The 13,562-nt window shown below is 69.8% G+C and carries 13 protein-coding genes; 2 read left to right on the plus strand and 11 right to left on the minus strand.

What is annotated here, in order from left to right:
• Positions 1–13: 13 nt before the first annotated feature.
• Together nusA and rimP are read right to left on the minus strand one after the other, a co-directional pair.
• Entirely contained in the window at positions 14–988 is a 975-nt protein-coding gene (nusA, locus tag ACZK5N_RS03140) for a transcription termination factor NusA (protein ID WP_459020403.1), read from the minus strand.
• Positions 988–1,476: a ribosome maturation factor RimP gene (gene rimP, locus ACZK5N_RS03145; RefSeq protein ID WP_459020034.1), complete on the minus strand. Its 489-nt coding sequence runs from the start codon at positions 1,474–1,476 to the stop codon at positions 988–990. The genes nusA and rimP overlap by 1 nt, the downstream gene beginning before the upstream one ends.
• A 65-nt stretch (positions 1,477–1,541) precedes the next feature.
• On the opposite strand from rimP, the gene ACZK5N_RS03150 reads away from it, so the two are divergent.
• Positions 1,542–2,438, plus strand: a complete 897-nt coding sequence (locus ACZK5N_RS03150; RefSeq protein ID WP_459020035.1) for a hypothetical protein — start codon at positions 1,542–1,544, stop codon at positions 2,436–2,438.
• Positions 2,439–2,440: 2 nt separating this feature from the next.
• Here the strand turns inward: ACZK5N_RS03150 and ACZK5N_RS03155 are convergent, their stop codons facing one another.
• The 5 genes from ACZK5N_RS03155 to dxr form a co-directional block, all read right to left on the minus strand.
• Complete coding sequence (locus ACZK5N_RS03155; protein WP_459020036.1) at positions 2,441–4,210, minus strand: proline--tRNA ligase; 1,770 nt, start codon at positions 4,208–4,210, stop codon at positions 2,441–2,443.
• 52 nt (positions 4,211–4,262) lie between these two features.
• Positions 4,263–5,099: a GNAT family N-acetyltransferase gene (locus tag ACZK5N_RS03160; RefSeq protein ID WP_459020037.1), complete on the minus strand. Its 837-nt coding sequence runs from the start codon at positions 5,097–5,099 to the stop codon at positions 4,263–4,265.
• A 10-nt stretch (positions 5,100–5,109) separates the two neighbouring features.
• A complete protein-coding gene (gene ispG / locus ACZK5N_RS03165; protein WP_459020038.1) occupies positions 5,110–6,252 on the minus strand; it encodes a flavodoxin-dependent (E)-4-hydroxy-3-methylbut-2-enyl-diphosphate synthase in 1,143 nt (380 codons plus the stop codon).
• Positions 6,253–6,319: 67 nt separating this feature from the next.
• Positions 6,320–7,603, minus strand: a complete 1,284-nt coding sequence (locus tag ACZK5N_RS03170; protein ID WP_459020039.1) for a M50 family metallopeptidase — start codon at positions 7,601–7,603, stop codon at positions 6,320–6,322.
• Positions 7,600–8,796, minus strand: a complete 1,197-nt coding sequence (gene dxr / locus ACZK5N_RS03175) for a 1-deoxy-D-xylulose-5-phosphate reductoisomerase (protein WP_459020040.1) — start codon at positions 8,794–8,796, stop codon at positions 7,600–7,602. The genes ACZK5N_RS03170 and dxr overlap by 4 nt, the downstream gene beginning before the upstream one ends.
• A gap of 64 nt (positions 8,797–8,860) precedes the next feature.
• Here dxr and ACZK5N_RS03180 point away from each other — a divergent pair, with 64 nt between their 5' ends.
• Positions 8,861–9,553, plus strand: a complete 693-nt coding sequence (locus ACZK5N_RS03180) for a phosphotransferase (RefSeq protein ID WP_459020041.1) — start codon at positions 8,861–8,863, stop codon at positions 9,551–9,553.
• Position 9,554: 1 nt separating this feature from the next.
• Here the strand turns inward: ACZK5N_RS03180 and gdhA are convergent, their stop codons facing one another.
• The 4 genes from gdhA to frr form a co-directional block, all read right to left on the minus strand.
• Positions 9,555–10,892 (minus strand): NADP-specific glutamate dehydrogenase, encoded by a 1,338-nt coding sequence (gene gdhA / locus ACZK5N_RS03185; RefSeq protein WP_459020042.1) that lies wholly within the window; start codon positions 10,890–10,892, stop codon positions 9,555–9,557.
• 86 nt (positions 10,893–10,978) lie between these two features.
• Positions 10,979–12,097 (minus strand): dual-specificity RNA methyltransferase RlmN, encoded by a 1,119-nt coding sequence (rlmN, locus tag ACZK5N_RS03190; RefSeq protein WP_459020043.1) that lies wholly within the window; start codon positions 12,095–12,097, stop codon positions 10,979–10,981.
• A gap of 26 nt (positions 12,098–12,123) precedes the next feature.
• Positions 12,124–12,984: a phosphatidate cytidylyltransferase gene (locus ACZK5N_RS03195; protein ID WP_459020044.1), complete on the minus strand. Its 861-nt coding sequence runs from the start codon at positions 12,982–12,984 to the stop codon at positions 12,124–12,126.
• On the minus strand, positions 12,985–13,539 hold the full coding sequence (gene frr, locus ACZK5N_RS03200) for a ribosome recycling factor (protein WP_459020404.1): 555 nt from the start codon (positions 13,537–13,539) through the stop codon (positions 12,985–12,987).
• Positions 13,540–13,562 lie beyond the last annotated feature (23 nt).

The raw sequence follows: 13,562 nt of genomic DNA on the forward strand, positions 1-13,562 counted from the left end.
ACGACGCGGAGCACTATGTGCTGGGCGCGGTGTCGGGTTGGATGTCGATCCGCCATCCGGTGAGCCGGGCGGCCAGACGCGCGTTCTGGCCCTCGCGGCCGATCGCCAGGGACAACTGGTAGTCCGGCACGATCGCCCGGCAGGCGCGAGCCTGCTCGTCCACGACCGTCACCGACAGCACCTTGGCCGGCGAGAGCGCCGCCGCCACGAACCGTGCCGGGTCGTCGGAGTAGTCGACGATGTCGATCTTCTCGTCGCCCAGCTCGTTGGTCACGGCCCGCACGCGCTGACCCATCGGCCCGATGAACGCGCCCTTGGCGGAGACATCGGCATGGTTCGAGCGGACAGCGATCTTGGTGCGGTGCCCGGCCTCGCGGGCGATCTCCATGATCTCCACGATCCCCCGGCCGAGTTCCGGCACCTCCAGCGCGAACAGCTTCTTCACCAGGTTCGGGTGGGTACGTGACACGATCACCTGCGGGCCGCGCAGCTCACGCCGCACGGCCACCACGTAGACGCGCAACCGCCGGCCGTGCGAGTAGTCCTCGCCGGGCACCTGCTCGGCCAGCGGCATCATGGCCTCGAGGGTGCCCAGGTCCACGCGGACGGCGCGGGTGTCGCGGTCCTGCGCGATGGTGCCCACGACGATGTCGCCCTCGGTGCCGGAGAAGTGGCCGAACTTCTGGTCATCCTCGGCCTCCCGGATGCGCTGGAAGATCACCTGACGCGCCGTCGCGGCCGCGATGCGTCCGAAGTCTGTGGGGGTGTCGTCGAAGTAACCGATGATCTCGTCGTCGTCGTTGAACTCGGGCGCCAGGACACTGACCTTGCCGGACTTGCGGTTCACCTCGACCTTGACGCCGCGCAGCGCGTTGGGAGTCTTGTTGTACGCGTTGAGGAGCGCGTCCTCCAGCGTCTTGATGAGGTACTCCTCGGAGATCTCCTTGTCACGCTCGATAGCGCGCAGTGCGGCCAGATCGACATCCATCATGCATCCTCTCCGTCTTCGTCGGCCACGGGGCGGTTGAGCTCCACCTGGACGACGGCCTTCCTGATGTCGCCGAGCGTGACCGTCCGGGGAGCGCCGTCGACCTCCACGGTGACCGCCTCGTCGGCGGCCTCCAGGATCCTGCCGGTGATCTCTCCGCCCTCGACCAGCCACAGCCTCACCAGGCGGCCGGTGTTCCGGCGGTAGTGCCTGGCCGCCACGAGCGGGGTGCTCACACCGCGCGAGCTCACCTCGAGCGTGTAGGGACGCTCCCCCACGGCCGCGCTCTCGTCCAGCGCCGCGGAGATGGCCGACGACGCGCGGGCGATGTCGTCCAGCAGCGGTCCGCGACCGACGGGGCCGTCCCCGTCGACGGCGATACGCAGGACCGAACGCTTCCCGATGGGGGTGATCTCCATGCTGTCGAGCTCGAGTCCGTGCTCTGCGAGGATCGGTTCGATGACCGCCGCAAGCGAGTTCTCCTGCATTTCGGCTCCCTATCCGGTTGTTGGCCTCAATTGTGAAGCCCAAGCATACCGATAGGCTGAAACGCATGAGGTGTGGCCGACGCGCGGTGGTGGTCGCTCTCCTGCTGTCCGGGTGCGGGGTGGACGCCACCGTCGAGTCCTCCACCCGCCCGGTCCCGGATCCCGGGCCCACCCCCAGCCAGGCGCCGGAGACGCTGGCGGCTGCCCAGGCCGTGGCCCGCCTGCTGGCCGCCGTCGACGCCACGCCGGCGCCCACCGAGGGGGCCGCCTCTGCCCTCACCGCGCTCCTGGACCGGCTGCGCGCGGAGGACCCGGTGGCCGGCGGCGAGCCGGTCTTCGCATCCCCCTCACCGCCCCCGGCCCCGTCCGCCGTCGCCGCCGGGGAGACGGTGGCCGCCGCCGCGCAGGAGGCGGAGGATGCGCTTCGCGCCGCCGCACTGGCGGCCGACCGCCAGCCGCTGCGCCTGCTCTTCGCCTCGGGTGCCTGCACGGCGCGGGCCCACCGCAGCGACGGCCCGGCGTCGGTGCAGAGCGACGCCGCCCCGCGGCACTTCCAGGGCACCACGGTCGCGGCCTCGCTGCCGATCGCCCTGAGTCACGCCTGGGCGTTGGTCTACGGGCTGGGGGTGGGGCTGGGGCGCCTGGACGGGGCGGATCCGCTGCGCGCGCTGGGCGCGGCCCGCCTCGCTGATGCCAAGGAGGTGCGCAACGAGCTCCGCGACGCCGTTCCGGGGGTCCCTCCGGTGCAACCGGCCAGCTTCGAGCTCCCCACCGGCATGGCCACGAGCGCCGAGATCCGAGCCGGATGGGGCGCGCTCGAACTCGGCCTGCTGGAGGGCCTGGGCCGGTTGGTCGCGGCGGGGGGGCCGGGGGTGCCCCGGTGGCTGGACCTCATGGTGGCCCAGGTCGACGCGGCGCGCGCCGTGGGCACTCCCCTGCCGTCGTGGCCCGGCTGGGCCTGAGGTCAGCGCCCGGCCGCCGCTACGACCACATCAACGGCGTCCGCCACGGGGATCTCTCGCCTCTCCCCCGTCCGGCGGTCGCGCACCTCCACCACCCCGTCGGCCAGGCCGCGACCCACGACGACGACGATGGGCATCCCCATCACCTCGGAGTCTGCGAACTTCACGCCCGGGCTCGCCTTGCGGTCGTCGTAGAGCACGTCCAGGCCCCGGTCCGACAGCTCGACGGAGATCCGCTCGGCCTCGGCGAAGATCGACTGATCCTTGCCCGTGGCCAGCAGCTGGACCTGATAGGGAGCCAGGGCGAGGGGCCAGCACAGGCCCTTGTCGTCGCAGGTCGCCTCCGCCACCGCGGCCACCGCACGGGACACGCCCACGCCGTAGGAGCCCATGGTGACGGTGACCAGCTTGCCGTTGGCGTCCAGGACCTTGAGGCCCAGCGCGTCGGCATACTTGCGGCCGAGCTGGAAGATATGGCCCATCTCGATGCCCCGTGCCAGCGTGAGCGGCCCCGAACCGTCCGGCGCCGGGTCGCCCTCGCGGACCTCGGCCACGTCCAGGACGCCGTCGCCGACGAAGTCCCGGCCCGCGGTGACGCCCACCAGGTGCCTGTCGCGCTCGTTGGCCCCCGTGGCCCAGGACGTGCCCGAGACCACGCGGGGATCGACCAGGTACTCGATGCCGGTGGCCGAGTCCTTGCCGAGCACGCGGCTCCCGTCGAGCGAGACCGGGGAGATGTAGCCGACCACCAGAGCGGGGTGGCGCGCGAAGTCGTCCGGACCGAACGGCTCGGCGACGGCGGGCTCCAGCGCAGCAGCGAGGCGCTTCACGTCCACTTCGCGGTCCCCTGGGAGGCCGACGGCGAGAGGGCGGCTCTTCCCGTCGGCGCCCGTGACGGTGAACAGCAGGTTCTTCAGCGTGTCGGCACCGGTCCACGAGCGCTCGGGGAGCTCACGGTTGAGAATCTCCACCACCGCGGAGATCGAGCCGGCGTCCGGAGTCTCGACCACCGACATGGCCGGGGCGTCCTCGAGGGGCAGGTCGGGCGGCGCTGCCACGCGGATGGCCTCAACGTTGGCCGCATACCCGCCCGGGGATCGCACGAAGGTGTCCTCGCCGTTGGCGGCCACCGCGAGGAATTCCTCGGAACGGGAACCGCCCATGGCACCGGCCATCGCCGAGACGATGACGAACTCCAGGCCCAGGCGCTGGAACATCCGCTCATAGGCCGCGCGGTGCCGCTGGTAGCTGGCCTCGAGACCGGCGTCGTCGACGTCGAAGGAGTAGGAGTCCTTCATGATGAACTCGCGCCCGCGCAGCAGGCCCGCCCGCGGCCGGGCCTCGTCGCGGTACTTGATCTGGATCTGGTAGAGCGACAGCGGCAGGTCCTTGTAGGAGCTGTACAGGTCCTTGACCATGAGGGTGAACATCTCCTCGTGGGTGGGGCCCAGCAGCATGTCCGCGCCCTTGCGGTCCACCAGCCGGAAGAGGTTGTCCCCGTAGTCCGCCCACCGCCCGGTCAGCTCATAGGGCTCGCGCGGCAACAGCGCCGGGAAGCGCACCTCCTGGGCCCCGATGGCGTCCATCTCCTCCCGGACGATGGCCTCCACCTTCTGCAACACCTTGAGGCCCAGCGGCAACCACGAGTACACCCCCGGGGCGGCGCGACGGATGTAGCCGGCCCGCACCAGCCACCGGTGGCTCGGCACCTCTGCGTCGGCGGGATCATCGCGGAGCGTACGGACGAACAGGCTCGACAGGCGGGAAAGCATCGTTCAGGGCGCCTTTCATGGGGGTGGGGCGCAGCAAAGCCTAGTCCATGGGTCAGAAGTGCACGGTGGCCAGGGCGCCGACCTCCACGAACCCGAGACGCTCGTAGGCCTTGATGGCGGGGGTGTTGAAATCGTTGACGTAGAGGCTGATCTGCGGAAAGCGCTGCATGGCCAGGCTGAGCATCCCCGCGAGCGCCGGCACGCTCATGCCGCGGCCGCGGAGGGCCGGTTCCACCCACACACCCTGCAGCTGCGCCTGCCGCCCCAGCTTGGGGCCGAGGTCCGCCTTGAAGATCACCGTGCCCCGCTCGTCGACGACGCCGTACGCGTCGCCGTCCACGAGCCGCTGCATGACGAACCGCTCGTATCCGGAGCCGTACTTGAAGGGCGAGCTGCCGATCTCGTCGGTGTACATGTTGACGGAGGCGTCGAGGTAGCTCGGGTAGTCGTCGACGGTCAGCTGCCGGACCCGCGGGTCGGCCTCGACGGCGGGCGGCGTCTCCAGCAGCATCAGGGGCTGGCGGGCACGGATGTTGCTGACGTTGCCCCAGGATCCCCGCCATCTCTCGGTGAGCCCAAGGTGGAGCCCGAGCACTGAGATCGAGGGCCCGAGGATGGAGGTGCAGCGCCGCACGGGGCCGAGTTGGCCCACGAACGCAGGCAGGGCACCCGGATCGAATCCGGCGACGAACACCGTGCCGCCGTCGAGCATGAGCGCGGTCACCTCGCCACCCTGCTGGTAGGCGTAGACGTTGCCCAGACGACGGCGGTCGATGCCGTAGGCGGCCACCTTGGCCGCGAGAAAGAGGTTCTCGATGGGGCTGCGGGCCAGAAAGCTGAGGGCCTCGTCCCGGTCTGCGCTTGTCAGCGCGCGAACCCGGGGAGCCATGCGCGACAGCCTAGGAGACGGAGACGGCAGGCGTGCCGATCTCGCCCATCTCGGCCGCCAGCCGCTGGGCCTCGATGATGAGGGTCTCGACGATCTCGTCCTCCGGGACCGTCTTGATCACCTCGCCCCGGACGAAGATCTGACCCTTGCCGTTGCCGGAGGCCACGCCGAGATCGGCCTCGCGCGCCTCGCCGGGCCCGTTGACGACGCAGCCCATGACGGCCACCCGCAGCGGGGCCTGCATGCCCTCGAGCCCCTTCGTGACCTGCTCGGCGAGGGTGTAGACGTCCACCTGCGCGCGGCCACACGACGGGCAGGACACGATGTCGAGCTTGCGGGGCTTGAGGTTGAGCGACTCGAGGATCTTGAGGCCCACCTTGACCTCCTCGGCCGGGGGTGCCGAGAGCGAGACGCGGATGGTGTCGCCGATGCCGCGGCTCAACAGGGAGCCGAACGCGACGGATGACTTGATGGTGCCCTGGAACGCGGGGCCGGCCTCCGTGACTCCGAGGTGCAACGGGTAGTCGCACTTCTCCGACAGCATTTCGTAGGCGCGCACCATCACCACCGGGTCGTTGTGCTTGACCGAGATCTTGAAGTCGTGGAAGCCGACGTCCTCGAACAGCGAGGCCTCCCACAGCGCCGACTCGACGAGCGCCTCCGCGGTGGGCGCGCCGTGCTTGGCGAGGAGCCGCCGGTCCAGCGAACCCGCGTTGACGCCGATCCGCAGCGACACCCCGGAGTCCGAGGCCGCCTTGGCGATCTCCGCCACCTTGTCGTCGAACTGCTTGATGTTGCCCGGGTTGACCCGGACCGCGGCACAGCCCGCGTCGATGGCCGCGAAGACGTAGCGAGGCTGGAAGTGGATGTCCGCGATGACCGGGATCTGCGACTTCATCGCGATGATCGGCAGCGCCTCCGCGTCGTCCTGGCTCGGAACCGCCACGCGCACGATGTCGCAGCCCGTGGCGGTGAGTTCCGCGATCTGCTGCAGCGTGGCGTTGATGTCCGTGGTCTTGGTGGTGGTCATCGACTGGACGCTGATCGGCGCGTCTCCGCCGACCAGCACCTTGCCCACCTTGATCTGCCGGGTCTTGCGACGGGGAGTGAGAACGGGGGCGGGCGCGGCGGGCATACCGAGGTTCACGGACATGGCGCCCAGACTACCTGTTACGGGGCGTGAACCGCTCCGGCTGCGGAGCGGTGGGCCCGCCCGCCCACTAGAAGATGCTGATGGGCGAGATGATGTCGGCCAGGATCAGCACCACGCCGCCGAGAAGGAGGAATCCACCGACGATGTAGGTGACCGGCAGTCCCCTTGCGGTGTCGACGTGGCCCGGATCCGGGCGCCCGAGGACCCGCGCGGAGCTGCGGCGCAGCCACTCCCACACGGCCGCGGCCACATGCCCGCCGTCGAGCGGCAGCAGCGGGACGAGGTTCAGCAGCGCGACGAAGAGGTTGACCGAGCCGAGCAGGGACAGCCAGGTCGCGGCCTTGTCCGCCACCTCGAGCTCGGTGCTGGCCCCGATCTCACCGGCGACGCGTGAGGCGCCGACGATGGACAGCGGCGAGTTGATGTCGCGCGGCTGACCCGTGACCAGATCAGCCGCCACGTTGTAGACGCGCACCGGGAAGCCGGCCAGGGCCACCACCGACTGCTTCGTCATGGTCCACATCTGGTCCGCGGTCTCCACCACGCCTCCGCGCCGCTGTTCGATGGAGGGGCTGACGCCGAAGAATCCGGCCTCCACCGTGCGGGTCGGATCCAGCCGGTCCGCCACGTTGTTGAGCACCGTGGTGACCACCGGGAGCTCCACCCGTTCACCGTCTCGCTCGACGACCACGCGGGCCTCGCCGTCGCGGTTGACCCGGATCAGATCGCCCATCTGCTCCCAACTGGTGAGCTCGGTCCCGTTGAACGAGACGAGGCGGTCCCCCTCGCGCACGCCGGCCTCGACCGCGGGGGTGACCGGATCGCCGTCGCGGCAGGTGCGGTCCGCCCGGTCGACCGGCACGGCGCACTCCGAGACGGCGGCCACCGTCAACGTGGCCGTGGGGACGCCGTAGGCGACATTGATGCCGAGGAAGATGACGAAGGCGAGCACGATGTTCATCAGCGGGCCGCCGAGCATCACCACGATCTTCTGCCAGGTCTTCTTCTCGTAGAGGAGGCGCCCCTTGTCCGCGTCGGTGATGTCCTCGTACTCCACCGAGCGCGCCTCGTCAGCCATCCGGCTCAGCCAGCCTGGCCTGGCGGAGGGACGGTGCGGGGGGTACATGCCCATGAGGCGCACGTAGCCGCCCAGCGGGATGGCCTTGATGCCGTACTCGGTCTCGCCGCGACGGGTGGACCACAGCGTCTTGCCGAAGCCCACGAAGTACTTGCTGACCCGGACCCCGAACAGTTTCGCCGGGACGAGGTGGCCGACCTCGTGCAGGGCGATCGACGCCATGATGAGCGCAAAGAAGAGCACCGCGAACACCACGGTGAGCAGGGCGGTCATGCGCCCGCCAACTCGGCGGCGCGGACCCGGCCCCAGCTGTCGGCGCCGAGTACCGCCTCCACGGTGAGGTCCTCGTCCGCGACGTGCCCGCCCGCGAGATGCTCGTCGACGCAGACACCGACGATGCGCGCGATGTCCAGGAAACCGATGTTCCCGGACCAGAATGCCTCGACGCAGGCTTCGTTGGCGGCGTTGTAGACGGCGGGAGCGGTGCCTGCCGCCTTCCCCGCACGCCGGGCGAGTTCCACCGCGGGGAACGTCTCGTGGTCCAAGGGCTCGAACGTCCAGGTGGCGGCGGTCGACCAGTCGCAGGGCGCCGCGGCGTCGGGCAGCCGCTCGGGCCAGGTGAGGGCGATACCGATCGGCAGCCGCATGTCCGGCGGCGATGCCTGCGCGATCGTCGATCCGTCGTGGAACTCCACCATGGAGTGCACGATCGACTGGGGATGCACCGTGACGACGATGTCGTCGTAGTCCACGCCGTAGAGCAGGGCCGCCTCGATCAGCTCGAGGCCTTTGTTGACGAGGGTGGCGGAGTTGATGGTGATGACCCGGCCCATGTCCCAGGTGGGATGCGCCATGGCCTGCTGCGGGGTGACGTCCAGCAGCTCGTCGGCCCTCCGCCCGCGGAACGGGCCGCCGGAGGCGGTGAGGATGAGGCGCCGCACCTCGTCGGCACGGCCCGAGCGGAGTGCCTGCGCGAACGCGGAGTGCTCGGAATCCACCGCGACGATCTGGCCGGGCGCCGCCGCCTGGGTGACGAGCCGCCCGCCGATGACGAGCGACTCCTTGTTGGCCAGCGCGAGCGTGCTGCCCGCAGCGAGCGCGGCCAGGGTGGGCCCGAGGCCCGCGGCGCCGGTGATGGCGTTGACCACCACGTCGGATCCGAGGGCGGCGAGCTGCGTCGACGCCTGCGGGCCGAGGAGCAGCTTGGGCAGCTGGTACTGGCCGGAGCTCCACCCGCGCCGGTCCGCCTCCGCGTAGAGGGCCCGCTGGAGTTCCTGAGCGGCGCTGGCCTTGGCCAGCCCCACCGTCTCCGGCTCGAACTCGATGATCTGGCGCGCCAGCAGCTCGAGGTTCCCGCCCGAGGCCGACAGCCCGACCACCCGGAACCGGTCCCGCCTGGTGGAGACCACGTCGAGGGTCTGGGTACCGATCGAGCCGGTGGAGCCGAGCAGGACGAGTGTGCGCACCGGGCAAGTGTAGACGCGGCCCCGCCGCCGCATCCTGGCCGAGGAGCTGTGCGACGATCGACCCATGCCGCTCGCCGCCCCTCCCCCTCCCGGGACCCCCGTCCCGTTCGCCATCACCCACTGGGCCGCCGTGAACCGCCGCCATGTCGAGCAGTTGGTCTGGCGCAACGAGCTGGGCGGCCTCACCGCCCGCCTCGTCGCCGACGACGCCACCCCGTTGTACGCCAAGTGGAGCCCGCATGACCTCCTCCCCGAGGCGGAGCGCCTTTCGTGGCTCTCCGGCCGCCACCCGTCGCCGCGGATGGCGGACTTCGAGGAACTGGACGACGGTTGGCTGGTCGTCACGGTCGGCCTCCCCGGCGAGTCGGCCGTGTCGACGAGGTGGGCAGGAGAGCCGGACCGGGCGGCCTTCGCGATCGGCGCCGGGCTCGCCCGGCTGCACACCCTGGACCCGGACGACTGTCCGTTCGGACCCGCCGGCTGGATCGGTGTCCAGGACGAGGTGGACGTCCTCGTCGTGACCCACGGGGACGCCTGCGCGCCCAACACGCTGCTCGGTCCCGACGGCTCGTTCGTCGGCACCGTGGACGTCGGCGAGCTCGGCGTGGCCGACCGGTGGGCGGACCTGGCCATCGCGTCGTGGTCGTTGGAGTGGAACTTCGGCCGCGGCCACGAGGACGCCTTCTGGGCCGGGTACGGCGAAGCGCCGGACCCTGAGCGGATCCGGCGCTATCGCACCCTGTGGGGTGAGCCCTGACTCAGACCAGGCCGAAGGCCTGCATGGCGGCCGCGACCCGTTCGAAACCGGCGATGTTCGCGCCGACCACGTAGTCCCCGGGCGCGCCGTAGGACTCGGCGGTCTCCGCGCACATGTCGTGGATGTTGCGCATGATCGTGGTCAGGCGCTCCTCGGTGTACTCGAAGCTCCACGAGTCACGCGAGGCGTTCTGCTGCATCTCCAGCGCTGAGGTGGCCACGCCACCCGCGTTGGCGGCCTTGCCGGGACCGTAGAGGACCTTCGCCTCCTGGAAGGCGCGGATGCCCTCAGGGGTGGTGGGCATGTTGGCGCCCTCGGCGACGGCGATGACGCCGTTCCTGATCAGCGTGGCCGCCTGGTCCCCGTTGAGTTCGTTCTGCGTGGCCGACGGCAGCGCGACATCCACAGGGACGTCCCAGATGGAACCGCCGGCCTGGTAGGTGGCGGAGGTTCGGCGCTCGGCGTAGTCGCTGACGCGCCCACGCTCGACCTCCTTGATCTGCTTGAGCAGGTCCAGGTCCACGCCCGCCTCGTCGACGACGTAGCCGGTGGAGTCCGAGAAGCTGATGACGGTGCCGCCCAGCTGGTGGACCTTCTCGATGGCATAGATGGCCACGTTGCCGGAGCCGGAGACCGTGACCCTCTTGCCGTCGAAGGACTCGCCGCGCGTCTTGAGCATCTCGTCGGCGAACACGACGGTGCCGTAACCCGTCGCCTCGGTGCGCACCAGCGAGCCGCCCCAGGCGATGCCCTTGCCGGTGAGGACGCCGGACTCGTAGCGGTTCGTGATTCTCTTGTACTGGCCGAACATGTAGCCGATCTCACGGCCCCCTACGCCGATGTCACCGGCCGGGACGTCGGTGTACTCGCCGAGGTGACGGTACAGCTCGGTCATGAACGACTGGCAGAACCGCATGACCTCGGCGTCGGACTTGCCGCGGGGATCGAAGTCCGAGCCACCCTTGCCGCCGCCGATGGGCAGGCCGGTCAGCGAGTTCTTGAAGATCTGCTCGAAGCCGAGGAACTTGATCACGCCGAGGTAGACGCTGGGGTGGAACCGGAGGCCGCCCTTGTACGGGCCGAGCGCGGAGTTGAACTCGACGCGGAAGCCGCGGTTGACCTGGACCTCGCCCTTGTCGTCCATCCACGGCACGCGGAAGATGATCTGGCGCTCCGGCTCGCAGATGCGCTCCAGCACCTTGGACTCGAGGTACTCGGGGTGGCGCTTGATCACAGGGTCGAGGCTCTCGAAGACCTCGCGAACGGCCTGGTGGAACTCGGCCTCCCCGGGGTTGCGGGCGACGACACTCTGGAAGACACCCTCCAGTTGTTGCTCCATCGATACTCCTTCGGATTGACTGTCAGCGGGATGATAGTAGCCACCCTCACGGGCGGCTGCGGGGGCGGGTCCCGGATCCGCGCTCTCTACTGCACGGATGCGGCCAGCTGTCCGCAGGCTCCGTCGATCTCGGAGCCGCGGGTGTCGCGCAGCGTCACGGGGACGCCGCGACGCTCAAGGGTCTGCATGAAAGCGCGCTCGTCCTCCTTGCGGGAGGCCGTCCACTTCGAGCCCGGCGTGGGGTTGAGGGGGATGAGGTTGACGTGCACCCACCCCCAGTCGCCCCGCTTCTTCAGGACGGTGGCGAGCAACTCCGCCCGCTGCACCGAATCGTTGATGTCGCGCATCATGGCGTACTCGATGGACACCCGGCGCTTCGTGGTGCGCGCGTACTCCCATGCCGCGTCCACGACCTCGTTGACCTTCCACCGGGTGTTGATCGGCACGATCTCGTCGCGCAGCTCGTCGTCAGGGGCGTGCAACGAGACCGCCAGCGTGAGGGGGAGGCCCTCGCTCGTCAGCTGCTGGATCTTCGGCACCAGTCCGACGGTGGACACCGTGATGCCGCGCGCGCTCATGCCGAACCCGTCGGGGCTGGGCGCCAGCAGGGTGCGGATGGAGCCCAGGACGGCCTTGTAGTTGGCCAGCGGCTCTCCCATGCCCATGAACACGATGTTGTTGAGCCGGCCGGTTGCGCCGGGGACCTCCCCTGCGGCCAGCATCTGGTTGGCGGCCAGCGCCTGCACGGTGATCTCGGCCTGGCTGAGGTTGCGCTGCAACCCACCCTGCCCGGTGGCGCAGAACGGGCAGGCCATGCCGCAGCCCGCCTGCGATGAGATGCACAGCGTGGATCGGCCGGGGTAGCGCATGAGGACGGACTCGAGCAGGGAGCCGTCGTGGAGCCGCCACAGGGTCTTGACCGTGGCCCCCTTGTCTGCAGTGCGCTGGGTCACCCGATCCAGCAGCCTCGGGAACAGCTGGGTTCCCAGCTCCTCGCGGATCGACGACGGGATGTCCGAGAAACCCGCCACGTCGTCCTCGAGCCGGTCGAAGAGGTGGCGGGAGATCTGGTTGGCGCGGAACTTGGGCAGGCCCAGCCGCTGCGTGGCCTCGAGCCGCTCGTCCACGCTGAGATCAAGCCAGTGCTTGGGCGCCTTGCCTCGCGCCGGGGCGTCGAAGACGATGGGCAGCTGGGTTCGGGTCATGGGTCACCTTCGAGAGGGGGAGGAGGTCAGCCGCCGAGGGCCAGGTGCAGGACGAGCCATCCCACCGGGAATGCCACCAGCATGGAGTCGAGCCGGTCCATGACGCCGCCATGGCCGGGCAGGAAGTTGGACATGTCCTTGATGCCGGCGTCGCGCTTGACCAGCGACTCGACGAGGTCGCCGACGGTGGCGGCCAGGGAGACCAGCACGCCCAGCGGGATGCCGACCCACCACGGCGCGTCGAGCAGGAAGACCGTGGCCAGTACGGCGACGGCCGCGGTGACGGTCACGCCCCCGGCCAGCCCCTCCCACGTCTTCCCTGGGCTGATGTGCGGAGCCAGCTTGTGGCGACCGAGCAACGAGCCGACTGCGTACGCGCCGGTGTCCGACGCAACGACGCAGACGATGACGGTGAGGATCCGCAGCTGCCCGTCGGGGGCGCCCATGAGCAGCGGGACGAACATGCCCAGCGCCGGGATGTAGGCGATGAGCAGCGCGCTGGCCGCGATGTCGCGGATGAATCCCTCCGCGCCCCGGAAGAGCCGCGACGCGAGGGCCACGATGATGGTGGCACCCAGGCAGATGATCACGAACGAGGTGGGCGTCACGCGCAGGTCGACCACGGCCGAGAGGTACCCGCCGATCACGCTGAGTGCCGTGCCGAGGACGATGGGCACGATCTCTGCACGCATGCCCTTGCGCAGCATCGCCCCGTTGAGCTCAACCGCCGCCAGGCACAACCCCAGCGCCGCGGTGACGATGAAGACCCACGGGGCCCAGATGAGGCCGAAGGCGAACACCAGGAACAGTGCGACGCCGACCCCGACGGCGACCGGAAGATTCCGGCCCGCCTTCGGGGTTGACGGCTGCGCGATGCTCTGGGTCATTCAGACCTCGAGGAGTTCGGCTTCCTTGTGCTTGAAAAGCTCGTCGATGCTCTCCACGAACTTCTTGGTGGAGGCGTCGAGGGCCTTCTCTGCGCTTCGCAACTCGTCCTCGCTGATCTCGCCGTCCTTCTGTGCCTTCTTCAGGGTGTCCATGGAGTGGCGGCGGACGTTGCGCACGGCGACGCGTGCATCCTCGGCCTTCGACTTGGCCATCTTGATGTACTCCTTGCGGCGCTCCTCGGTGAGCTGAGGGACCAGGATGCGCACGGAGTTGCCGTCGTTGCTGGGGTTGACGCCGAGGTCCGCGTCGCGGATCGCCTTCTCGATGGCACCGATCGCGCTGCGGTCGAAGGGCGTGATCACCATCGAGCGAGGGTCAGGCGAGGTGAAGGTGGCCAGCTGCTGCAGCGGGGTGGGCGCCCCGTAGTAGTCCGCCGTGATCCTGTTGAACATGGCGGGGTGGGCCCTGCCGGTGCGGATGGTGGCCATGTCCTCGCGGGCATGCTCCACCGCATGCTGCATCTTGGTGGAGGCTTCTTTCTGGGTTTCGGTGATCATGGGTGCTCCTCTGGGGTGGC

The organism is Tessaracoccus pujii, assembly GCF_055326215.1.